General features: G+C 40.4%; 23 protein-coding genes and 1 pseudogene. 20 read left to right on the top strand and 4 right to left on the bottom strand.

Features of this window, described 5'->3' with window-relative positions; all coding sequences use genetic code 11:
- Positions 1-172 precede the first annotated feature (172 nt).
- On the bottom strand, positions 173-427 hold the full coding sequence (locus NJ959_RS05445; RefSeq protein WP_254010740.1) for a hypothetical protein: 255 nt from the start codon (positions 425-427) through the stop codon (positions 173-175).
- 337 nt (positions 428-764) lie between these two features.
- On the opposite strand from NJ959_RS05445, the gene cas10 reads away from it, so the two are divergent.
- From cas10 to cas6, 20 genes and pseudogenes are all read left to right on the top strand, one after another.
- A complete protein-coding gene (gene cas10 / locus NJ959_RS05440; protein WP_254010739.1) occupies positions 765-3,002 on the top strand; it encodes a type III-B CRISPR-associated protein Cas10/Cmr2 in 2,238 nt (745 codons plus the stop codon).
- Entirely contained in the window at positions 2,999-3,724 is a 726-nt protein-coding gene (locus tag NJ959_RS05435) for an RAMP superfamily CRISPR-associated protein (protein WP_254010738.1), read from the top strand. Before cas10 ends, NJ959_RS05435 begins: the two co-directional genes overlap by 4 nt.
- Positions 3,711-4,973 carry a type III-D CRISPR-associated RAMP protein Csx10 gene (csx10, locus tag NJ959_RS05430; RefSeq protein WP_254010737.1) on the top strand — a complete coding sequence of 421 codons (1,263 nt, stop codon included), beginning with the start codon at positions 3,711-3,713 and terminating at the stop codon, positions 4,971-4,973. The genes NJ959_RS05435 and csx10 overlap by 14 nt, the downstream gene beginning before the upstream one ends.
- A complete protein-coding gene (locus tag NJ959_RS05425; protein WP_254010736.1) occupies positions 4,970-5,389 on the top strand; it encodes a hypothetical protein in 420 nt (139 codons plus the stop codon). The genes csx10 and NJ959_RS05425 overlap by 4 nt, the downstream gene beginning before the upstream one ends.
- Positions 5,390-5,423: 34 nt before the next feature.
- Positions 5,424-6,575, top strand: a complete 1,152-nt coding sequence (locus tag NJ959_RS05420; protein ID WP_254010735.1) for a putative CRISPR-associated protein — start codon at positions 5,424-5,426, stop codon at positions 6,573-6,575.
- A gap of 6 nt (positions 6,576-6,581) precedes the next feature.
- A pseudogene (locus NJ959_RS05415) lies at positions 6,582-6,770 on the top strand (RAMP superfamily CRISPR-associated protein); the annotation flags it as partial.
- A 35-nt stretch (positions 6,771-6,805) separates the two neighbouring features.
- Positions 6,806-7,375: a Uma2 family endonuclease gene (locus tag NJ959_RS05410; RefSeq protein WP_254010733.1), complete on the top strand. Its 570-nt coding sequence runs from the start codon at positions 6,806-6,808 to the stop codon at positions 7,373-7,375.
- 18 nt (positions 7,376-7,393) lie between these two features.
- A complete protein-coding gene (csx7, locus tag NJ959_RS05405) occupies positions 7,394-8,245 on the top strand; it encodes a type III CRISPR-associated RAMP protein Csx7 (protein WP_254010732.1) in 852 nt (283 codons plus the stop codon).
- Positions 8,246-8,247: 2 nt separating this feature from the next.
- A complete protein-coding gene (locus NJ959_RS05400) occupies positions 8,248-8,868 on the top strand; it encodes a hypothetical protein (protein WP_254010731.1) in 621 nt (206 codons plus the stop codon).
- Between the two features lie 27 nt (positions 8,869-8,895).
- Positions 8,896-9,516 (top strand): hypothetical protein, encoded by a 621-nt coding sequence (locus NJ959_RS05395; protein ID WP_254010730.1) that lies wholly within the window; start codon positions 8,896-8,898, stop codon positions 9,514-9,516.
- A 296-nt stretch (positions 9,517-9,812) separates the two neighbouring features.
- The gene (locus NJ959_RS05390) at positions 9,813-10,772 is read left to right on the top strand and encodes an RAMP superfamily CRISPR-associated protein (protein WP_254010729.1); all 960 of its coding nucleotides are present in this window, start codon (positions 9,813-9,815) and stop codon (positions 10,770-10,772) included.
- Positions 10,769-11,218, top strand: coding sequence for a hypothetical protein (locus NJ959_RS05385; RefSeq protein ID WP_254010728.1), 450 nt, complete (start codon positions 10,769-10,771; stop codon positions 11,216-11,218). Before NJ959_RS05390 ends, NJ959_RS05385 begins: the two co-directional genes overlap by 4 nt.
- Positions 11,215-12,270: an RAMP superfamily CRISPR-associated protein gene (locus NJ959_RS05380; RefSeq protein ID WP_254010727.1), complete on the top strand. Its 1,056-nt coding sequence runs from the start codon at positions 11,215-11,217 to the stop codon at positions 12,268-12,270. Before NJ959_RS05385 ends, NJ959_RS05380 begins: the two co-directional genes overlap by 4 nt.
- A gap of 16 nt (positions 12,271-12,286) precedes the next feature.
- Positions 12,287-12,889, top strand: a complete 603-nt coding sequence (locus NJ959_RS05375; protein ID WP_254010726.1) for a Uma2 family endonuclease — start codon at positions 12,287-12,289, stop codon at positions 12,887-12,889.
- 228 nt (positions 12,890-13,117) lie between these two features.
- Positions 13,118-13,738 carry a hypothetical protein gene (locus NJ959_RS05370; RefSeq protein WP_373693604.1) on the top strand — a complete coding sequence of 207 codons (621 nt, stop codon included), beginning with the start codon at positions 13,118-13,120 and terminating at the stop codon, positions 13,736-13,738.
- Positions 13,739-14,994: 1,256 nt separating this feature from the next.
- The gene (locus NJ959_RS05365; RefSeq protein WP_254010724.1) at positions 14,995-15,225 is read left to right on the top strand and encodes a hypothetical protein; all 231 of its coding nucleotides are present in this window, start codon (positions 14,995-14,997) and stop codon (positions 15,223-15,225) included.
- A gap of 3 nt (positions 15,226-15,228) precedes the next feature.
- Positions 15,229-15,714 carry a hypothetical protein gene (locus tag NJ959_RS05360; RefSeq protein ID WP_254010723.1) on the top strand — a complete coding sequence of 162 codons (486 nt, stop codon included), beginning with the start codon at positions 15,229-15,231 and terminating at the stop codon, positions 15,712-15,714.
- A gap of 152 nt (positions 15,715-15,866) precedes the next feature.
- Positions 15,867-16,271, top strand: a complete 405-nt coding sequence (locus NJ959_RS05355) for a hypothetical protein (RefSeq protein ID WP_254010722.1) — start codon at positions 15,867-15,869, stop codon at positions 16,269-16,271.
- Positions 16,272-16,822: 551 nt separating this feature from the next.
- The gene (locus NJ959_RS05350) at positions 16,823-17,110 is read left to right on the top strand and encodes a hypothetical protein (RefSeq protein WP_254010721.1); all 288 of its coding nucleotides are present in this window, start codon (positions 16,823-16,825) and stop codon (positions 17,108-17,110) included.
- 437 nt (positions 17,111-17,547) lie between these two features.
- Positions 17,548-18,630, top strand: coding sequence for a CRISPR-associated endoribonuclease Cas6 (cas6, locus tag NJ959_RS05345; RefSeq protein WP_254010720.1), 1,083 nt, complete (start codon positions 17,548-17,550; stop codon positions 18,628-18,630).
- A 182-nt stretch (positions 18,631-18,812) separates the two neighbouring features.
- Here the strand turns inward: cas6 and NJ959_RS05340 are convergent, their stop codons facing one another.
- The 3 genes from NJ959_RS05340 to NJ959_RS05330 form a co-directional block, all read right to left on the bottom strand.
- Positions 18,813-19,958 carry an iron-containing alcohol dehydrogenase family protein gene (locus NJ959_RS05340; RefSeq protein WP_373693603.1) on the bottom strand — a complete coding sequence of 382 codons (1,146 nt, stop codon included), beginning with the start codon at positions 19,956-19,958 and terminating at the stop codon, positions 18,813-18,815.
- A gap of 191 nt (positions 19,959-20,149) precedes the next feature.
- A complete protein-coding gene (locus tag NJ959_RS05335; RefSeq protein WP_254010718.1) occupies positions 20,150-20,674 on the bottom strand; it encodes a Ycf51 family protein in 525 nt (174 codons plus the stop codon).
- A 335-nt stretch (positions 20,675-21,009) separates the two neighbouring features.
- Positions 21,010-21,765, bottom strand: a complete 756-nt coding sequence (locus tag NJ959_RS05330; RefSeq protein ID WP_254010717.1) for an LEVG family PEP-CTERM protein — start codon at positions 21,763-21,765, stop codon at positions 21,010-21,012.
- Positions 21,766-21,999: the final 234 nt, after the last annotated feature.

The following is a 21,999-nucleotide window of genomic DNA, read 5'->3' as shown; positions in this document are numbered from 1 at the left end:
TCTAGCATCAATTTTGCGATCGCCTAGTTAGGGCTTGCTGTATAAGTCTGAAACCTTGACGGCAATTAGCGAAAAGCTCAATAGCAGTTAGTTAAAAGTACCAGGAATAGGAGTTTCACCCCTCAAAATTCATATTCAGCTTTCGCAATGCTGGAGAAATCAATGCGGTACGTCATACTTCAAGAGACAATCCATATTTCTGGTTTTGTTCGGCAATAAACTCCTCTAAACTCGAAAATTGTCCTCGATCAAAATCATCAAGCCCCCGTTGGATTCCCTTTAAAGCCTCAAAAAAATCTTGCTCGTCCAAACTCAGCCCTAAAGTCAGAAGTGCTAGCGCCATTTGCGAAATATCTTGTCCGGTACTTGCAGCACGCTGTCGCAGCAGCGCCTCAACTTTTGGTGGTAGATCGAGCGTAATAGACATTGTTAGTTTTACCCAGCGATACTAGTTTTAGTATAGCCCTTATACCTGTAACCTGAGTTCGGTGTTAGGAGTATGCGCTTCGCGCAGGCTACGCCAACGGTGTTAGGAGTTAAAATTTAAGAGCATTAAGTCGGCGAGAGATTATACTCGCAATTGGAAACCTCATTTTCCAATTGGGGTTATAAAGGATAAAGCACTACGCATTGAGGTTAAGACATTTATATCAAGTCCGGTTTTGTTAGTGTTTGTAGTAGGCACTAAAGTGCCTCAAAAGCTTATTATGTTAAGCACTAAAGTGCTTACTACGAACCTGTTTATATTCGCTTACCTAAATGAGATGACAGATTCTAAAAAATCGATGACGATTGCCATAGCCTGGTGTTTGGCTTGGGGCGAGGGGCGACTTCCTCAGTTTGATTTAAGCGTGTTGCAGGAAATGCGACGGGCTTTGCATCATGGGGAGGAAGTACCCGCAGAGGTGAAGGAAATTGTCGATCAAGTCAGGGAACTAGAAAAACTTGAGTTTCCTGAAACTCTCGAAGATCTTAAGCAATTGACAAAAAAACATCCTATTTTAGGGGAATCTAAAATTGGCTTAGTTTACGGCGGTGCAACTAAAATTAAACAGTATGTGTTTGAAGCGGCAAAACTACCAGATATTCGCGGCGCATCAGCTTTACTAGACAGAATTAATTTAGTCGATATCCCTGCTTTTTTTGGCGAACCTCAAAAATCTGTTTCAGTTTCCCAATGGCTAAAGGAAAACTTTCCTAATTTAGAAGCAGCTTTGGTTAAAGAATTACTTGTCTACTACAAGGGTGGCAACATCCTCGCTTTTTGTCCGGCTGCATTTGTAGATGACTTAGCTAATGCCATTGAAAAACGCTATACTCACGAGACTTTAACGGCGAATTCTTGTGCTGTTGGAGAGACATTTAGGCTTTTAGAAATTCGCTTTGGCTTGCTAAAACAGAGGATAGAAAATACACCTTGGCTTGATTGGTATCATGAAAATTATAATCAACAACTGGTTCAAGCTTACTTCGGATTTCCTGCAAATGAGTTAGAACGAATTCAGAAATTCAAGAATCACAAAAGTTTTAATGAACTGACAACAAAATTAGCCGTTTTGTTTAATCAGCGCCGAAGTGGTAATGATTTTCCAAATCGCCCCAGCCGTCGATATCCGCCGATGTTTGAAACACATCCTTATTTGAGGAGAGATGAGAGCGATCGGCGATCGGCGATTGCTAGAATTAGCAGTCTTCCCGGTAATCCATCGCTATCTGAATCGCTAGTGCGCAAGCGGATTGCAGGGCAAATAGCTAAACGAGAGGTATTTCAGGAAAATTTACCGCCTTGGTTTACAAGTCTCGGTCTTGATTGGCAGCCGACTGGTATTAGAATTAAAAGTTGGGTAGCAGAATTTGAAGATTACTTAAATAAGCCAGAAAATAGTCAATTAGCCACCGACTATTATCGAGATAAAACTAAGCCTGAAGAAGCGCGATCGCTCAGAGAAATTGGCAATAATTGTAAAGGTTTTGTCGCGTATATTTATGCAGATGGCAATAATATGGGCGGCTACATTCAGCAAATTAAAACTCCACAAGAGTACAAAATATTTAGTGAAGATATTTTCAAGGCAACTGAACAATCTGTTTACAAAGCATTGGCACAACATCTCAAACCCCATCAATTGAATAATTTAACCGATCCAGATAATGAGAACCGCAACGAGCGCTGGATTCATCCTTTTGAGATTTTGGCGATCGGCGGTGATGATGTGATGTTGATTGTGCCAGCCGATCGAGCTTTGGCGATTGCTAAAACCATCGGCGAAGAATTTGAAAATATATTGCTACAAACAGGTGGTTATAGACTGGATAATAGCCGTCCTAGTTACGCAGCACACCGCTATTATCCAGAAAAAGCAATTTCTTCTGAGTGCGAGTTAAGTATGTCAGCGGGAGTGTTAATTACAGCAGAGGACACCCCAATTTATTATGCACAGAATTTGACAAATCAGCTCCTCAAGTCAGCCAAGAAAACTGGCAAAATATTGAAAGATGCTGGATATTTGGGAGGAACCATAGATTTTTTAGTAATGAAATCTGTTACCATGATTTCATCCAATATTGAAAGCTTTCGCAAAGAAGGTTTAACTGTGGATCGAGGAGCAAAACTAAAGCTATACGCTGCACCTTATACTTTACATGAAATAGGCGGATTAATTGAGTCTGTTAAAGTCTTGAAAAAAGCTGATTTTCCCAAATCACAACTCTACCAAATTCGTAGTTTTCTAGAACGAGGAAAACAAACTACAATCCTCAATTACCGCTATTTCCGAACTAGACTGAAACAAGGCAAGGCAGAATTAAAAGCAGAATTTGAAGATGCTTGGTGCAAACCAAAAGACAAAGAAAATAAGGGAAATTTGGCTCCTTGGATGTTCGATTTAAAAGAGGGAGTTTATGAAACCATCTGGCGAGAACTTGTAGATATTTACGATTTCATTGAAAAAGATTCCGAACCAATTTTAGAAGACTTAGCAAATATGGAGGTAGACTCATGATTGTTCTCAATGAACTTTCAAATTTAGTTGAAACCTATACACTTACAGCAGTAATTGATACAGCTTTGTGTGTGGGTGCTGGCGGTTCCTCCGGTTCTCTCGCAGATAAGCCGATCGTCCGCAATTCAGAAGGCAACTTATTAATTCCCGGTTCTCAAATTAAAGGCCGCCTCCGTCACGAATGCGAGAAAATTGCTAGAGGTTTGGGTTGGGAAGTTTGCGAATCTCCGAATGCAGGTAAGATGGTTATTCGGAGAGACAATGCACCGGATAAATTCAAACGCAGCCAATACAAAGTCTCGGGATATGATGATACTTATCACTGTTTAATTAGCCAAATCTTCGGCGATCCAGTGTTGTCATCGCGCATCATTATTGACGACTTAATTTGCACGGAAGATCCAGATAACTTACCTGAAGTTATACGCCCAGGAGTCACAATGAACCGCCGAAGACGCACAGCAGAAGAGAAAAAACTTTATTTTTTAGAGACTTCTCCAGCTAATGTTTCACTGAAGTTTGAAGGTCAAATTCACCTGTTACCAAATTGTCCAACTTATGCCAAACCTTTGATTTTAGCCGCTTTCAAACACATTCACGCATTAGGCGGAAGTAAATCAGTCGGTTTGGGATGGCTGAGTTGGGACAAATTACCTGAATTTGATGTGAGTGACGAAGATTGGAATTTTTTAGCAAAAGGAGAGAATAATGCAGCGAATTGAACTGGAAATTAAGGCTTTATCACCTTTAGCGATCGCGCGACACAAACCCGGAGGCTCGATTAGCGAAGCTGTAGACTATGTTCCCGGTACAGTGATTCGGGGTGCTGTAGCTGCTCAAATTTTAACCGAATCCGGTCATCAATTCAGCAATTTAACCGAAAATGGCGGTGATTTTCAGAGTTTATTTTTGAGTGAGAATCCAGCAATTTTTCAGAATGCTTATCCAGCATTAGTAATTAATGGAAAGATCATCCCTCAAGCAAGATTTGAAGACAATGGAGTTTTACCTACTACCGCACTAAGTTCTAAAAATAAGCCTGGTTTCAAGCGTAGAGAAGACGATCCAGAAAAAAATGGTGTTTTTGATAGTTTAATCGATCGCTTTTGTGCCGAAGGTTATGGATATCCCTACGATCCGAATTGCCCCAAAGACGGAGGGAGAGTCGAGCCTGCTGGCATTAGTTTTTACTGTAAATTCAAAGATAAGTACCACAGCCTAAGTGCTAACAAACGCCTGTTAACGAGAGTTGGTATCAATCGTCGCAGGGCTGCATCAGAGGAAGAAATACTTTACAGCGTTGAAGTTTTGAATGAATCTCAGGAGAAGAAACAGCAGCCTGTTTGCTATCGAGGTGCAATTTTAGTGGAGGACGATTTAGCAGAATCTTTGGGTAATTTCATTCAACTGCGAAATCAAAACTTTCGCTTAGGCGGCTCGACTTCCAGAGGATTAGGAAAAGTTGAAATTAACACAAAAAAGCCTGTTAGTGCTAGAATGGATGTACAGCAAAGAATCACTAAATTTACTAATTCCATACAAGACCGTTGGCAGAAATGGGGAATTTTTGGCGTTCCGTTGCAGGAGTTACCGGGCGATCGCACTTTTTTCACCCTTGACTTGCAATCTGACGCAATCCTCACCGAAAACTGGCGGCGCACCACTGTAATATCCGAAAAGATGTTGCAGCAGTTTGCCAAAGTTGAAGATTCATCATTGAAACTGGAAGCAGCGTACAGCAGTTACGATTATCTATCTGGCTGGAATGCGGCTTGGGGATTGATGAAAGATGTAGAGTTAATAACTAACAAAGGTTCAGTTTATTTGTTCAGTACAACTCAACGGGAGATATGGGATAACGTGTTGGGAGAGTTGGAAATGAGGGGATTGGGCGATCGAACTTCTGAAGGTTTCGGTCAAATTCAAATTTGTAACCAGTTTCATAATATATTTAGAGACAAGCCAGTATGAGCGAATCACTAGATCCACAAAAACAACTCAAAATTCTGCAAGGCATTCGCCGAGCTGAAGATAAGTTAGTGACTGACATTCAAACAGCCTTAGAGGATACAAGTTCTTACGGTGACTTAGAAGAATCACAATTTCGCAACTTAGTAAGAGTTGCTGACACAACTGAAAGCACACAAGTAATCAAAAACTTTTTGCTTTATCAAGTAGGTCGCGATAGAAAATGGGGCAGAGGGGAAAACTCTTTAGCTCAAAGAATCATTTCTGATATTGACAGAAATATCAAAGCTACTGCTCAGGATATTGCCAGAACTGCCAAAGCCGAAAATTCTTTTAATCAAATTTGGATAGAGCTTACCCGTCGATATCTAGGCTATGGCGCTCGGTATCTAGTCTACAAAAAGAAAGGTCAATCTTAGTTGTCAACTTGCAATTACTTAGGAAGACAAAATTATGACTAAACTTGTAATTTCCACCGTTGGCACTAGCGTGTTAACTAACCAGATAGATCCAGATATAGATGACAATGACTGGTATGAAAGACTACAGCAAACAGCAAACTATACCGATAATGAAATCCAACACGATCCAGTAATTAAAAAAATTATTTCAGAATTGAAGGAAAGAGCAGAACAAGAACTGTCTAGTAGTGATACCGATAAAATCAGAAAAGCTAGCGCAGAACTAAATGGTATTTATGGTTTGTACAATGAGCAAATAGAGCAGGGTATACCAGATATGCACTTATTAATTACTACTGATACTGCACAAGGTAGAGTCGCGGCTGAAATAGTTGAGTCTTTTTTAAAGCGCAAGGGATTAACTAATATAAGCATTCATGCTCAGTCTGGACTTTCTACTGCTAGCAGCGAAATTTTTGTAGAAGGGATGGCAAAGTTGATTCCTTCGATGCAAGAAACGATTAAAAAATGTAAAGATTGCCAATACACGATTTGCTTTAATCTTGTCGGTGGATTCAAGGCTCTGCAAGGCTATTTCAATACAATCGGAATGTTTCATGCTGATAAAATTATTTATGTGTTTGAAGGATCGAATACATTAATCACGATTCCCAAGCTTCCTGTAAAAGTTGATGTAGAGAAAGTTGCACCTTACAAAGTACAATTAGCCATGATGAGTGCTGGGGAAATATCTACATCCTCGGAAAAAGCTAAAGAAGTTCCCCAAGATTGGGTTTTACTTGACGGAAATGAAATTACTTTATCAATTTGGGGTCAACTGATTTGGAATCAATGCAAAAGTGAAATTCTTTCAGGAGAATTGCTCAAATTTCCCAAATTAGAGTATGCGGGTAGCTTTAAAGATGATTACAAAAATCAAACTGACTTAAAAAAGAGGGCAGAATTACAGGAGACTTTAGCTAAAGTAGCTTATTTACTAGCTAAAAATAAAGATGGTGTGGGCGAATTAAAAAAGGATGGTGGCTTGCAATTTGAAAGATATACAAATACAAGTATCGATCATTTTCGAGATACGTTAGGGTTGCGAGTTAGCTGCAAAGTATTAGAGAAAAGTAGCTTGTCTCTTAGATATTACGGAACTCACAATCATGTTGAAAGAAGTGAAGGAATTAAAGGCAGGTAAAATCAAATGTTTGATACTTTCAAAAATCGACTGGAAATCACAGGAACGCTCACAACAGTAACGGCATTACGCATTAGTGCCGGACGTTCCACCGAACCCATTGGCTCAGATTTACCCATAATTAAAGATGCTTTGGGTAAACCTTTAATTCCCGGATCTAGTTTTAAAGGGGCTTTGCGATCGCGCCTCTCCACCCTACAAAATACCATTAGTTACACTCCCTCACAACTATGACCGCAATCCAATCTCCACCTAAACTATCCCTAACAGAATTTCTGGAAATGCCAGAAACCAAACCTGCTAGCGAATATATCGACGGAAACATCTACCAGAAACCAATGCCAAAAGGGAAACATAGCCGACTACAAATCCGTTTCGCTACACAAATCAATCAAGTAGCTGAACCGGAACATATAGCAAGTGCTTTTACAGAGTTACGCTGTACTTTTGGTGGGAGATCAATTATCCCAGATATAACAGTCTTTTCCTGGCAGCGAATTCCTCTGGATGCTAATGGAGAAATTGAGAATACCTTTGAAATTCACCCAGATTGGACAATAGAAATATTATCACCAGATCAAAGTCCAACTCGTGTAATTGACAATATTTTATTTTGTTTAAATCATGGCACAGAATTGGGATGGTTAATCGATCCTCAAGAGAAACTGATAATGATATTTAAACCGGGCAAACAACCAGAAACTAAGCAAAATGGAGATATGCTATCTGTTTTGAGTTCTCTGGAAGATTTATTACAGCTATCCGTACAAGATCTGTTCAGTTGTTTAATTTTGAATTAAAAATACCTGGATAAGTTTATGTTTGACACATTCAAAAACAGACTAGAAATAACAGGAACCCTCACAACTGTAACCGCATTACGCATTAGTGCAGGACGTTCCACCGAACCCATTGGCTCAGATTTACCCGTAATTAAAGATGCTTTGGGTAAACCTTTAATTCCCGGATCTAGTTTTAAAGGGGCTTTGCGATCGCGCCTCGAAAGCTTCCTCCGAGGTATCGACCCAAATCTAGCTGAAGATCCGGCTAACTACACAAGTTCAACTAGAAACAATCAAGTCAAAGATTTGAAAGTAAAATACAAAAATAATGACTTGAATTTAACACAAGAACTCATCGGAATAACAGACGATATTGGTAGTTTATTTGGCACTCCTTGGATGGCTAGCAAATTCCAAGTGCGAGATTTAACTGTACAACCAGATGCGTGGTTTGGACAATATCAAGAAAGAGATGGAGTAGCCATTGACAGAGACACAGAAACAGCAGCAGATGGAAAATTATATGATTTTCAAGTAGTTCCCGCTGGTACACCTTTTGACTTTAAAGCTATTGTCGAAAATGCAGAAGATTGGGAATTGGGTTTATTAACGATTGGCTTGCACCAATTTGAAACCGAACAAATTCCTTTGGGTGGGGGGAGATCCCGTGGTTTAGGAGTCGTGAGACTGGATATCGACAAAATGCGCTGGTTTGACTATCCTGAAGATAGACCTGATTTGCTAATTCAATATCTGAAAAAATTGGTTATGGGAGACGATAGTGCTTATGAAGATGCTGTAGACTTTAAAGACTATTGGGTAGCAGAACTTATTAAGCATCTGAATGAGAAAATTTCTGATAAATTTCAAGTAACATCCGTGAGGTGATTATGGCTTTCAGCAATTATAAAGATATCGGTGAAGTTCTCAAACAGTTTCAAGTTACTTATACTGAAGCTAATTTCATGGGAGAAGCTGAGTTTAGTATCCCTGACTATTTCCGTAAAGACTTAGAATTTATGATGCGGGAAGCAGTTGTGGACAATTCCGAGTTTGCTGTGTGCGAAAATTTGATCTATCCAGTTATTAAAGAAGTTTGGAAAACTTATCACAGTAAATTTGTTTTATGGAGTCATAAGTCTCTTACCTACGACCAAGATTTGTGTGGTTTTCCTGAGTATATTTTGGCTCAACGCTCTCCTTTAGGAAAATTTGTTTTTGAAAAACCTTATTTTCTTTTGATTGAAGCCAAGCAAGATAAATTTGAAGCAGGCTGGGCGCAGTGCATAGCTGAAATGATTGCTGCCCAGCGACTTAATGATGAACTTCAAGTTACTATTTTGGGAATTGTGTCTAATGGTAATACTTGGCAATTTGGCAAGCTAGAAGGAGATATCTTCACCAAAAACATTACTCCTTACACTATCTATGAACTCGACAAGCTTTTTGCTGCTGTTAACTATATTTTTCAACAATGTGAATTGCAACTAAATGAATTAGTACTAGCTTAATTAACAGTAACACTGAACGAGGTGATTATGGTTTTCAGCAATTATAAAGATATCGGTGAAGTTCTCCAAGAGTTTCAGGTGACTTACAATCAAGCAAATTTTATCGTTGGCTTGGAATTTAAGATTCCAGATTACTTTCGAGAAGATTTAGAAACTATTATGGAGGATGGAGTTCCCGATAACTCAGAATTTTCGATTTGTGAAAACTTGATTTATCCAGTTATTAAGGAGGTTTGGAAACACTATCGTAGCAAGTTTGTTTTATGGGGACACAAATCTCTTACTTACGACCAAAATCTTTGCGGGTTTCCTGAGTATATCTTGGTCAAACGTTCTCCTTTAGGAAAATTTGTTTTTGGCAAGCCCTATCTCTTATTGGTTGAAGCAAAGCAAGATAAATTTGATGAGGGTTGGGCACAGTGTTTAGCTGAAATGGTGGCGGCACAAAAATTGAATGACGAACTAAAAGTTACTGTTTTTGGGATTGTCTCTAATGGCAAATATTGGGAATTTGGCAAACTTGAAGCCAATATATTTACCCGGAATAAAGCTGACTATACAATTCAGGATTTAGACGAACTTTTTGCTGTTGTTAATTATATTTTTCAACAGTGTGAAGTTCAGCTTAATGAGTTAGTAGCTGCTTGATTGTTAATTAGATTAAGAGTTGGGCATTTAGACTAATAATAATCTGGTTAGTCTGTTACTACTACCGATCAGATATTGTACCCGCCAGCATAACCCGCCAGTGGTTAAAACCACTGTCTAACAGCTAAAGTCGGTTGAAACCGACTAAATAATAATAATAAATTCAGTCCATTTCAATGGACTTAAGCTATTAGACAGAGAATTTATTCTCTGGCGGGCTTGGCGGGATTGGCGGATTTCCGAGATAATTAACAATGCCATAACATCTAAATTAAACCTCTCAAACTTAACCAACTATGCACAAACGATTTGTTAACCATTGTACAATAGACCTAACCATAATTCCTGACGGACCAATTCTGATTAAATCTGGTAAAGAAGGGGCTGATCCCACCAAACCAGATATGGAATTTGTGGAAACCTATCATGGGGGTGGACGTTCAATTTATTTACCTGGAAGTAGTCTTAAAGGGGCAATTCGCGCTCATGCTGAACGGATTGTGAGAACCGTAGGTAGCGAACGTTATAACTCCCAAAAGCCCAATAATCCTTGGGCAAATGACCCTTTAAATGATAAGTATGACTATTTGAAAGATAAATCAGCTTGCGATATTTATCGACTATCTTCTTTTACTGACCAAATGTTTGGTAATAAATCTATTGCTAGTCGAGTCAGAATAGAAGATGCCTATCCTGACAAGGATAAAGCTAAACCAAAGGTTGAAGAACGGAATGGTGTCGCAATTGACAGAGTATTTGGTTCAGTTGCCGTTGGTCCTTTTAACTATCAAGTTTGTACTGCGGGAGAATTCCGCACCAAAATTCATCTCAAAAACTTTACTTTAGCTCAATTAGGATTAATTGGGTTAGTTTTGCGAGACTTAAATGATGGTTGGTTTGGGTTAGGTTTTGCTAAGTCTCGCGGGTTGGGTACGGTGCAAGTAAAATTTAATTCAGCGGTGGTGCAATATCCTGGTTGTATTTTGACTGAAAATCGCCAAATTCGCGCCTTTGGCAGTGAAAAACAATGGGCGATTAATATGTTACTGGGTGCGGGTGAGTTTCTCGAAGCAACTGAAGCACAATCTTATGGATTTCCCACAAGAGATTGCCAAGAAACTCCTATAGCTGGTGATTGCATAAAATTCGGTTTTGGGGTGCAACTAACTTGGCAGGGAGATGGTGAAACTGGAGTTCAGAATTTATTTGTCCGTGCAGTTAAGTCTTGGCGTAATTTATTAGTAGGGGCAGCATGAAACCTTTTGTTGGTGTTGGTAAAGCATATTTATCAGTCTCTCAACTTATCGAGTTAATCGAAAAATCAGCTAACGAATCTAGTTACTATTTCTGGCGTTTATCTCACAAAGTTAGCGGCTTTCAAAAACAGCCACCTCTAGAAACAGATTTTCCCATGATTGAGGGGCAAATGTTCGATCGCAAATCTGAACTAAGATGGAAGTACAAACGTCAGGGAGTTTACGATGTCTTGCTTTTAACGATTGCAGGGGAACATGAAGATTTTACACTTGTGGGTGATGCTTGGCAAACTCAAGAGCGAGATGCCCATTTATATTCCCAAACCGAAACCCGTTTTCCTAAAGAATTTTATACGGCAGATTTGGATGTAAAACAACGCTACTTTATCGACAGTAAAACAGCAACCGTACACTTTGTTGCCCTCACAGTGGGGAATAAAAAATGACAGTAAATCGCCCTCAACCACCTCGTCATAGTGACAGAAGTTCCTCATCATCGGAAATTGCACCCAAACCTTATGGTTTTGTTTCATTTCCGCCACAACGCCCCACTTTACAACGTCCAGCGGGACATGATAAATATAGGAGCGATCGCATTCATGGTACTCTATTCCTTACTCTCCAAGTCCAGACTGCTTTACACGTTTCCACAGGTGTGGTTGCCATGGGTAGCGATATCGGCAGTCGCGTGCCTTTAATTAAAACCATGGTACAGGGAATTGACCAAAAACTTTCAATTCAAGGAAGTTCTTTAAAAGGCTGCATTCGCTCTGTTTATGAAGCAATTACTAATAGCACTTTGGCAGTAGTTACTTCAATGTATAGAGATAAAATACCGCCGGAACGTTTGCCCTGTAAAAAGAAAGAAGAACTTTGTCCCGCCAGTCAAGTATTTGGTGCTTTAGATTGGCAAGGATTAATTGAATTTAGCGATACTAAGTGTGAAACAACAGGTTTTGCCACTGGATTTATGCCCTCTTTATATCGTCCTCGCCCGGATCAAAGAGCCGCATATTTTGACAGGAGAGGTAAAGTAGCAGGACGCAAATTCTATTATCACACAATTCGGGCAATTGATAAAGGGCAAGATCGAGGAATTACCGTTCAGCAAGCAGCCAAAGAATATACCTTTAAAACACAAATCCAATTCAAAAACTTAACTCCAGCCGAATTAGGAACTTTATTGATAGTTTTAGGTCAAGATTCTCAATATCCCATCGCCCTAAAAGTAGGAGGAGGCAAACCAATTGGGATGGGAACCATGACAGTCACAGTCAGAGAAATTGAACGAGTTGAAGGTAAAGAACAATTACGCGATCGCTATTCTGATTATACTCCCCCAGAAACCGATAGACTTACCGGAAATAACCTACAACAATTTATCCAGAGAATGACTAAAGCTGCTCATTCTAACTTAATTCAAAAACCGCAATTGGCAGAATTAGCCGCTGTACTGAAATATCCGAGCAATCGCGAACCACCATCGGGAATGTATTGAATTAGGAGAAGTAAAAATGACCCAAGCAATCGAACGAATTAAACAAAAATTGACTTTTGACCAATTTCTTGATTGGTATCCTGAAGGAAGTGGCATCTATGAACTAGTGGAAGGAGAAATTATCGAAATGAGGGCGACGAGACAGCACGACGATATAACTTTTTTTATTTTGTTTGCTTTCAACGACGAAATCAGACACTTGCAGTTAGATTATGTAGTTAATAACACTGCCATTATTCAAACAGGAGAAAATCAAGGTCGCAAACCAGATATTAGCATTATTAAAAGAGCAGATTGGTCCACTATTCGGTCTAGTTATGCCGCTTTAGATAAAGGAATCGCACTAGCAGTAGAAGTAGTATCAACAAATTGGGAAGATGATTATATCGACAAACTAGAAGAATATCAACGCTTAGGAATTTCTGAATATTGGATTGTAGATTATCTGGCATTGGGCAGTCGTCATTACTTAGGTAAACCTAAAATACCGACTGTTTTCGTCCACTTACTCGATAAAAATGGGGTTTATCAGTCTACCTCTTACCGAGATAAAGATCCCATACTATCGCGAACTTTCCCAGAAATGAAACTGACAGCAGCACAGGTATTAGGGGCTTAGATGAAGGATTAATATGAAAACAAAATCTTTTAATGAATTGCGCAATAAGAATCAAAATAAAAGAAGTAGTAAATTCTAATAATACTGCAATATTCCTATGTTCGTAGTAAGCACTTTAGTGCTTCTAGATATAGCATAAGCAGGCACTAAAGTGCCTACTACAAACAATATGGAGCGAAAATGAATCAAGTAACCGATGCGATCGCAGAAAATACCATAAATCCTGAAATGACTGTAGCATCCCTAACAGAAATGCAATGGCAAATAGCCCACGCGATCGCACAAACCCTAGTCCAAGATAACACAGATGTCAACGAACTAGGAAAAGCGATCGCATATCTCCGCACTTACTCCCACCAAGACAAGGCTGGAACCAGATTTTTTGACTATCTCAAAGCCCTAGTCAGAAATGGAAAACAAATCGGGCATAGTCAGAAGACTGCTGAATATTACAATAATATCGACAAAGCTTGTACTAAATATCTCAAAGCTTATCAAAATGATGGCGCTATTCTCCTGCAAATTTTGGGCTGGGTATCTCGCCTGATGCGCTATTACAAAAATTCCGGCACAATTGGAGAAATTACCGCACCAGTTGTGGAATCAGCGCGACAAGTGGAAATTGCTGAGGCGATTAGCAATCGTAATTTTGCAGTGGGTGATATTATGGAAGCTACGGTTACAGCCATTAAGGGAAATAAGGTAACATACCAAATTTTGGGAACTATCAAACTAACGGAAAAAGAACCGAAAAAAGCCAACTCTCTCTCTGAAGGACAAACAGTTAAAGTTGAGATTGTAGAATTGAAGGAGGATGGTAGTATTAAGAAAGTGAAATGCGTTGACTGAAATAATACTTACGCTAAACTTCTATCTGTAGGGTGCGTTATGCGTAGCTAACGCACCATTAATATTGAAATAATACTTAATTTCTTGACTTTCCCCATTCCCCTAGCCTCTAGCCCCTAGTTAGCTGAGGCTTGACAGCCCTGGCTGATTGCTATAATGTTGTGGATAGAGCCTTTTCCGAACCAGGAAAACTGAATAGGCAAATCCGTGCAAAAAAAAATCGACACACCTCGGCAAATCGCCGAAACCCTATATTTTTCGTTGAGGTGTGTCGATGCCTTACAGAGTAAGGGTTTGAAGTGCGTGTTTGAGTCAATTTTTCCTTGGAAACAGCCTCATTTTCTGAGTGGTGTCGATTCGTCGCCTGAAACCCGCTCTGTGTAAGGCTCCTACAGCGAACTCTTTCCAACTTCACTTCCCCGAAAGGGGATGGAAACTTTTTTGTCTCTAACAAGGAAAAACAGTAAAAAAATAGACTTTCCAACTTCACTTCCCCGAAAGGGGATGGAAACTAAAGAGGTTGTTAATGCAGCCACGATCCCATCAGGATTTGTTAGCTTTCCAACTTCACTTCCCCGAAAGGAAATGGAAACCAAAGCGTAACAAAACCAACGGAAACACCCAAAGAACTTTCCAACTTCACTTCCCCGAAAGGGGATGGAAACTCTGTGGGTTCTACCCAGATCACAAAGAAACTTTGAACTTTCCAACTTCACTTCCCCGAAAGGGGATGGAAACCTTTCTGCTTACAAAATCACTAATAAGTTACAAGTTTCCCTTCTCTGTCAGGGAAGAGAAACTTGTAATTGTCAGAACAAACGCAAGTGTACCCATCCTTTGGGGTATTTTCGATCCAACTGAAAACCGCTATAATATTGACTGTAACTGTACAAAGGAGCCACAATATGATTCAAAAAGAAAAATCTAACTCTAACGAATCTGACTATTACTCAGCATTGAACCGTTCCGAGTCCGCTCAAAACAAAATCAAGCAGTGGCATTATGCACCTTGCTATACAATTTTATTGGTCAAGACTGTTCCGGGCTACTCTGTCTCGTCACAGAAGTCCAACTACCGACTTGTCGCCTAACAGAAAAAAAACTGCGCAGCTTAAATAATTAGCTCCTAAAAGCAGCCCAATTTGTCAGCTAGCATTTGTTTAAAAACTAGGAATTGTCTAAATTAATACAACCACTTCCTAGTTTTCCACAAAGCCCAAAAAATTGTGATAGTTGTTGTAGGGTAATACTAAAGGATGACACAAGTGAATGATGTAGAAAAGAATAAAGTTTATCTAGTGACTGGTGTAGTAGTAGCAATTGATGATGGAGATGGAATCTTAATCGCAGGCATGTTATCTGATAGTCCTTTTACTCCTGACGACGGGGAGTCAACACCGACAAAAAATTTGGTAGGCAGTTTTGCCTTCACTAAGCAAAAAGCCAAATTTTTAAGAGACCGTCTCAATGAATTTTTGCAGGAATAGAAAATGACAACAAGCAGCAAATTGACAGCAGGATTTCCCACCTCAACCTCGAAGGCAGTAAATTGGAAAGTATACCAATTTTCTTCTTCTAATCTAACGCCAAACCAGTCATTTAATTCCCCTCCTGTTCCTAAAGAAGTTCAGTTATTAGTGCAAGAATTAGCCAAGTTTGATGGTGTCGCCAGGGTTAGAGCAGTAGCTCCTAGAGCCGCAGATATTCACTGGATTGATTTTGAATTAGAACTGCACCCAGAAACAGAATTAGATTATGAAACTTGGGACAAAATTCAAGATTTAGTAATTGATTGTGCATGGAATTTGCGGGATAAAACTAATGAAAAATGGTATTTCGACGAAAAAGTCGTGGAGAAATTTGTCAAAATTCAGGAATGGGCAAAAGTAGTTGCTCAATCTAGTATAAGTTACTCAAGTTCTCCCAAATACTACATACCAGAAAAATCTAGCAGTAATTTTCTGGTTGTAGCTTGAATATGACTTACGCAAATACTCTATTCGTAGGGTGCGTTACGCGAAAGCTAACGTACCCGCCACACTATTAGTAGCATTACTGCATAAGTTTTATTTATTGAACTTAAAAATATTAAACTACTGGACAAACTAGAAAATAGCTGTTGATTTTTATGCCGAGCGAACATTCCCATCGCGAACAAGCTGAGTATAATGAAGAAGCTGCTGTTAGTATCAGAGATACTGCTCCTGATTGGGCGGTGACAATGTGTTTCTACGCAGCCCTGCACTGGGTACAATGGTATGCCAAGGATCGGGGGGAGGATCTAGAACAAAAATACCCAGGTCGCCCATCCCCTCACGATCGCCTGTTTGACTATGTTCGCGATTTGGCTGGAATTCGGCGAGACCGAGATTTGGAGAAGGCTTATAAAAATCTGAAAAATGCCAGTCAAATAGCACGATATTTGACAGATATAAGAACTAATTCTCGGCTTCATTATACCAGGCATAAGCCCACAGATGTTGACAATTCTTTTCACAATTTACAAATAGTCAAACGGCAACTAAATCGTTAACTGAAGGAGGTAAAATTCAGAGGCTAACTTCCACAGCCTTGACTTTTAGAAAATATCAGTATATACTGATAAACTCTGGAAGCTAAATTTCCTCAACTGCAAGAGCAAAAACTTGCCAACTTCCCCTCAAGGGGACGGAAACTAGCTTCCGGTAAATGCTGAGTAATAGTCAAATTCGTTTTGACAGCTTCTCAGCCTTCCCCGCAAGGGGATGGAAATGGGTGCGGCACGACAAAATTAAATGCGTTGACTGAAACTGGAAACACTACTCCTCCAGAGTAGTAAGAAATATTAGAAACCTTTCCAACTTCACTTCCCCGAAAGGGGATGGAAACCCCCCAAAGGTAGTTTTGACAAAATCAAAATAATTAGCTAAAATTAAGCAATTATTATTATCAACTTATAAAATAATATGGCTGAATTATCTGAGAAGCCAAAACCCCGACGCGGTAGAATTTTTCCCGAACGAAATATACCGTCAGAAGAATTAGCAAGACGCAAAATAGAAATAACTAAAATAGAAGACTAAATGTTACTTCCCTTACTTAACTATGAGCCAATCCATTGCCACAATTAATACCCGACTCATTGACTCTCTCACTCAAATCATCATTTCTCTTTCTGAAGAAGAATATCGAATACTTATAGAAAAAATTCAACTTTCTAGATTCAACGATAGCCAAGAAAATATTCAATCCTTAAAACAGGATATTGCCCTAGGCATCGCACAACTCCAAAACGGTCAATATACAGAATACGATGAAAATGGGTTACCCACTCTCATCGATTCAATTAAAGCACGAGGCAAGGAACGTTTGCAAGGAGAATCGGCTGAGTGAATCGTTGATGATAATGGATAAAATTGAATCAACTCTATTGCTATATTCCCAATATTCTTCCCAATCATCCCGAAAAGTTTCTTGTAGTTTCTTCACAACCCGCCAGAGAATAAATTCTCTGTCTAATAGCTAAAGTCGGTTGAAACCGACTATTGGACAATTAATTTAATAATAATTGAAATATATTAAAATCAACTATTAACAATAGGTTGATTCCGTTAAAATCGATTGTTAATAATAAATTCAGCCTGTCAAAACCGACTCTTAATAAGAATTTCAGTCCGTTTCAACGGACTTTAGCTATTAGCCAGTGGTTTTAACCACTGGCGGTTGCTGGCGGTTGCTGGCAGTTGTTAGCGTTTGCAGATGATTCCCCTCGAATAGTGTAAAATCCAAAACCACCACCACTTACCCGCAAGGGGATGCAAACCCCAAAAATGAACATCCAACTCCCACCCAACACCCAACTACTAGGCTTAATATTTGAACTCATTCCCCAAAAAACAGCCACCCTCTACCCCCAATACACCACCACCCTCCACGCCTGGTTTTTAGACAAAGTAAGATTATTCAATCCAGAATTATCAGCCCTCCTTCACGATGCCGAATCCAAACCCTTCACCATTTCCGGATTTGAAGGAGAAATCGCCACCACCAACAGCTTATTACAATTAATAGCTGGAAAAACCTATCACTGGAGAATTACCGCCTTTTCCCAAACCGTAATCGATTGGATGCACCATTGGTTATCATCACCACCAACCATCATCAACTTGCGCTATTCTCCCCTAGAAATTCAATCCATTAACTTTAGCTTACCCCCCACCACCTACCATCAACTTTACCAAACCCCAATCAGCAAAAATCTCACCTTAAGTTTCCTTACCCCCACCAGTTTTCGCCGCAAAGGGCATCATTTCCCCCTACCATTACCAGTAAACATATTTCACAGTTACCTCCGCCGTTGGCAAGAATTTTCCGGAATTCCCATTAACGAAGCCGAATTTCTCACCTGGATAGACGAATCAGTCATAATTAATCGCCATCAACTAGAATCAGTCAAAGTCGCAGCCGGAAAACAAGGCAAAGTCACCGGATTTATCGGCGCAATCGAATATAGTTTAACCAGTCAAGCCCATCAAAACTCAGAATTTACCCAACTATTTTTCACCCTAGGAGAATTTGCCCCCTACTGCGGCACAGGGCATAAAACCACCTTCGGCTTAGGGCAAACCCGCCTCGGTTGGTGTCTCAAACCCACCGCCCTAGAAACCTGGATAAAACAAGCCCAATTAGCCAAACGAATTGAAGAAATCACAGCAATATTAATGGCAAATCAAAAGCGCAAAGGCGGAGAAAGAGCAACCAAAGTCTGTCAAATCAGAGCAACAATTTTAGCCAGACAAGAAGAAGGAGAATCCTTACCAGATATTGCCACTGATTTAGATATGCCTTATGAAACAGTTAAGACTTATGTCAAACTCGCCCGTCGTGTTTTGAATCTGGGAAGTAGGGAGTAGGGAGTGGGGAATGGGGAATGGAGATTTTTATCCTTAATTTGGTGTAGGGGTGTTCGCGTAGCGTTCCCGCAGGGTAGCATTTGGGGGATAAGATTAATCAAAAAACCAGAATATTCATATCCAAATGCTTCACCCTGCCCCGTCAGGTGGGGGATAAGATTTCGGGAAAACCCCAGCTATACTTAACCAATATTAATATTCTTCTCCACCAAATTCCTATCCCCCAAAGCACTAGTAGAAACCATCGCCGCCATTAACTGCTGCGGCACTACCTCAAAAGGCAATCTGTGAATATCCGAATCGGGATTACAAGCAATTTCCGCCGCTGCCTGTAACTCAGCTAAAGTAATATTTCCTAACCCCAAATCCTCCAGAGTTTGCGGTAAACCAATTTCCCCATAAAACTTTAACAACTGTTGCCGTGCCGTTACTGCCAATTGGTTACCCAATAGCATTTCTTCTAAACGCAACTGCACCAAAATCCCAAAGGCAACTTTCTCACCATGTAAACTCTTATGAGTAGTCGCAATATGAGTCAAACCATTATGGACTGCATGAGCTGCAACAGTGCGACATTGTGCCCCACCCAAACCGCCAATTACACCAGCCAATAACACTGTCGCATCCACCACTTCTCGCCAAACATCACTTCCGGGTTGTTTGATAGCCTCTACTGACTTTTGGAAAAGAATATCTCGCAAAACCCTCGCCTGTTGCACTGCGGCAATAATTAGTGTAGAAGTAGAATTACCACTACTAACAGACGCTTCATACCATTTTGCGATCGCATCCCCAATCCCCGCAACTAAAGTCCGTGTTGGTGCAGTTTCAATTAAACTATAATCCAAAATCAGTAAATCCGGACAACGAGCCAAACTGACATCATACAAGAAAGCCCCTTCGTCAGAATATATATTAGACAAAGCCGTCCAAGCCGCACAAGTAGCAGCCGAAGTAGGAATAGTGATAACAGGGAGATGACATTGATGTGCTAGCAGTTTAGCCGTATCTAAAGCTTTCCCACCACCAATCCCAATAATAGAAGTCGCTTGATGAGTAGTTACCGCTTCTCGTAGAGTAGCCAGACTTGCCTCACTGCAATCTGGAGAGTAAAATGCGATCGCATATTCCATCCCCTGCTTTTCCAGAATCGGTTTCCAGTAGCTAGCATTAGTAGTCAGAGATTCTTCCCCTCCTACTATTAAAGGACGATTCCCGTATTGTGCGATCGCCTCGCCCGATTGTGCCAACGCTTTGTCACCGCGAACAACCCTAGCAGGTGCGATACTTAGAGATAGTAATGAGGTAGAGGCTTGGTTCATCAACATCGTCGCCGATAAAATAGCTTAAGCCTAAGTTATATCATTTCTTAAACTCTATACAGCAGATTGCAGGTTTATGAAGTACACCTCAGAAACCCGGTTTCTCAAAGAAACCGGGTTTCTCTGCATACTCCTTATATAGTAGGGTGCGTTACATAACGCACCCTACAGATAGCCTAGCCCTCAGCCCCTAGCCCTCAGCCTCTAGCCTCTACTTTAGGCAACTGAGCAAAACTTTCCGAATAAATCGTAATCGCCATTTCTGCATCATCGCGACTTGCCAGAGAGCGTGTCACATCACCTAAGAAAAGCGGTTTAGATGCTCCCGGTTGCGGGTGAGTAATTGTGCGAGCGCGGATAGTTAGCAGGTTATTTGCGCCACCCAAACGCCCGTAAGAAAAATAGTCACCAGCAGCTTGGCGCAAAGTTGCTTCCAATTCAGTTTCGGTGATAGTGGGCGATACAGCTATCACAGTTTGGTTACCGCCGTTATCGTAAACCAAAGAAAAGTTGACAGCACCAGGAACGATAGTATGACTAAATGGTACGATCGCAAGAGCAAATAAGCCCCCTGTCAAGACACCCATAAATCCGGTAATCCCCACCAATCGAAACCGGATACCCCATTTCAGGATAAAACCCAGTACGCCAAGAGCGCCGAAGGCTAAGGTGAGAATACCAGCCCATTGAGTATAGGTAAGAAAATCAGCAGTTGTGAACATACTAAATAAATTTTGGCTACTTTTATCTGTAGGGTGTGTTAGGGTCGCATAACGCACCACAACCACAATATATAGTATTCTGCCTAAGTATTACCGTAGGGTGTGTTAGCGAAGCGTAACGCACCACAACCACTACATGAAACTCATCGGGTTGATGGTGCGTTTACATGAAACTCATCGGGTTGATGGTGCGTTAGCTTTCGCATAACGCACCCTACATGAAACTTTGCGTAAGTCCTGTATCCTGTTGCTGTGTATGTCAAAAATCACGCCTTCAGAAATAATAACTTCCGAAAGCGTGACTTTTAAATTTATCGATTGTATCTATCTACAAACTAGACAGATTTGTTATTCCGCTTCCGCAAGCCGAATATGCCCATCAAGCCTAAAGCGCCCAAGCCAACAGCCGCACCTGGTTCCGGTACTGCTTTTTTAGATAACTGGAAGCTAACCCCATCACCATTGCCAGATAGGGTGTCATTACCTAGTTTCAGGGTGACCGTCTTCACGTTAAATAAGGTTTGGTATTGTATGTTTCCATCATTACCTGCGGGTATGAAATTAGCGGGTAGAATCCCTGTGACTCCGCCTGTCTCGTTATCGAAATAGGCAATCTTCAGTTCAGGAATGATGTGTGTGAAGGTAAAGGTAAAGGTTCCTACTTCCAAACGACCTTGTTCTTCTCCCTGTCCATTGGTTTGAACTTCTGATGGACGGAACCAATAACCATCTGGTCTTGTCCCTTCATCCTCTTGATTGAAGTATACGAAAGGGTTAGTACCGTATGTACCGTATGTATTTTCTGTTATCTTATTGTCAACAAACAAGCGACTCCGAGTCTTGCTGCTACTGTCCTCTAAGCTTACTATGCTTTCTATCCAATAGGGTGTGAGGTCTTTTAAGCACCTGGTAGCATCTAGACAAGGTAAATCTACTCCAGTAACTGGATCTTTACCTACATAAATCTCAGTCTCAGTCTGCGGAACAAGGGAAGTGTAAGCTGAAGCAGAGGGAGCGAGAAACCCTGTGGCTAGAGCAGAAGTGGTAACTAATGCAGCCACAGCACCTGTATTGCGTAGAAAAGTTGACATTTTGGAATTCTTCACGGTTACATCTCCTAGAGTTGGGTGTGACAAGCTAAAGCGTTTAACTGTTGTATATCGAATGACCAGGTGTGTAACTGGTCTTTTCTGGTTCAGTCGTGATTGGATTTACCAACCCTTGACAGAACATCTTCACACGGAATTTATATACAGATCTGCCCTGATGAGGCGTAATCCAACCAGGAAAGGAGTACAAACGGCGCTGTTAGCCTCAGACTTTTC

The organism is Limnofasciculus baicalensis BBK-W-15 (genome assembly GCF_024178385.1).
Classification (GTDB): domain Bacteria; phylum Cyanobacteriota; class Cyanobacteriia; order Cyanobacteriales; family Coleofasciculaceae; genus Limnofasciculus; species Limnofasciculus baicalensis.
The sequence above is the reverse complement of the archived record's forward strand: the minus strand, read 5'-3'. Positions and strand labels throughout refer to the sequence as shown.

Excerpts from the sequence above, each read along its gene's own strand:
- NJ959_RS05410 (WP_254010733.1), top strand. The coding sequence starts at position 6,806 with ATGACCGCAATCCAATCTCCACCTAAACTATCCCTAACAGAATTTCTG.
- cas6 (WP_254010720.1), top strand. The coding sequence starts at position 17,548 with ATGAACATCCAACTCCCACCCAACACCCAACTACTAGGCTTAATATTT.
- NJ959_RS05380 (WP_254010727.1), top strand. The coding sequence starts at position 11,215 with ATGACAGTAAATCGCCCTCAACCACCTCGTCATAGTGACAGAAGTTCC.
- cas10 (WP_254010739.1), top strand. The coding sequence starts at position 765 with ATGACAGATTCTAAAAAATCGATGACGATTGCCATAGCCTGGTGTTTG.
- NJ959_RS05350 (WP_254010721.1), top strand. The coding sequence starts at position 16,823 with ATGAGCCAATCCATTGCCACAATTAATACCCGACTCATTGACTCTCTC.
- NJ959_RS05355 (WP_254010722.1), top strand. The coding sequence starts at position 15,867 with ATGCCGAGCGAACATTCCCATCGCGAACAAGCTGAGTATAATGAAGAA.
- NJ959_RS05425 (WP_254010736.1), top strand. The coding sequence starts at position 4,970 with ATGAGCGAATCACTAGATCCACAAAAACAACTCAAAATTCTGCAAGGC.
- csx7 (WP_254010732.1), top strand. The coding sequence starts at position 7,394 with ATGTTTGACACATTCAAAAACAGACTAGAAATAACAGGAACCCTCACA.
- NJ959_RS05370 (WP_373693604.1), top strand. The coding sequence starts at position 13,118 with ATGACTGTAGCATCCCTAACAGAAATGCAATGGCAAATAGCCCACGCG.
- NJ959_RS05365 (WP_254010724.1), top strand. The coding sequence starts at position 14,995 with ATGACACAAGTGAATGATGTAGAAAAGAATAAAGTTTATCTAGTGACT.
- NJ959_RS05400 (WP_254010731.1), top strand. The coding sequence starts at position 8,248 with ATGGCTTTCAGCAATTATAAAGATATCGGTGAAGTTCTCAAACAGTTT.
- NJ959_RS05330 (WP_254010717.1), bottom strand. The coding sequence starts at position 21,765 with ATGTCAACTTTTCTACGCAATACAGGTGCTGTGGCTGCATTAGTTACC.
- NJ959_RS05445 (WP_254010740.1), bottom strand. The coding sequence starts at position 427 with ATGTCTATTACGCTCGATCTACCACCAAAAGTTGAGGCGCTGCTGCGA.
- NJ959_RS05435 (WP_254010738.1), top strand. The coding sequence starts at position 2,999 with ATGATTGTTCTCAATGAACTTTCAAATTTAGTTGAAACCTATACACTT.
- NJ959_RS05395 (WP_254010730.1), top strand. The coding sequence starts at position 8,896 with ATGGTTTTCAGCAATTATAAAGATATCGGTGAAGTTCTCCAAGAGTTT.
- csx10 (WP_254010737.1), top strand. The coding sequence starts at position 3,711 with ATGCAGCGAATTGAACTGGAAATTAAGGCTTTATCACCTTTAGCGATC.
- NJ959_RS05420 (WP_254010735.1), top strand. The coding sequence starts at position 5,424 with ATGACTAAACTTGTAATTTCCACCGTTGGCACTAGCGTGTTAACTAAC.
- NJ959_RS05375 (WP_254010726.1), top strand. The coding sequence starts at position 12,287 with ATGACCCAAGCAATCGAACGAATTAAACAAAAATTGACTTTTGACCAA.
- NJ959_RS05390 (WP_254010729.1), top strand. The coding sequence starts at position 9,813 with ATGCACAAACGATTTGTTAACCATTGTACAATAGACCTAACCATAATT.
- NJ959_RS05360 (WP_254010723.1), top strand. The coding sequence starts at position 15,229 with ATGACAACAAGCAGCAAATTGACAGCAGGATTTCCCACCTCAACCTCG.
- NJ959_RS05335 (WP_254010718.1), bottom strand. The coding sequence starts at position 20,674 with ATGTTCACAACTGCTGATTTTCTTACCTATACTCAATGGGCTGGTATT.
- NJ959_RS05385 (WP_254010728.1), top strand. The coding sequence starts at position 10,769 with ATGAAACCTTTTGTTGGTGTTGGTAAAGCATATTTATCAGTCTCTCAA.
- NJ959_RS05340 (WP_373693603.1), bottom strand. The coding sequence starts at position 19,958 with ATGTTGATGAACCAAGCCTCTACCTCATTACTATCTCTAAGTATCGCA.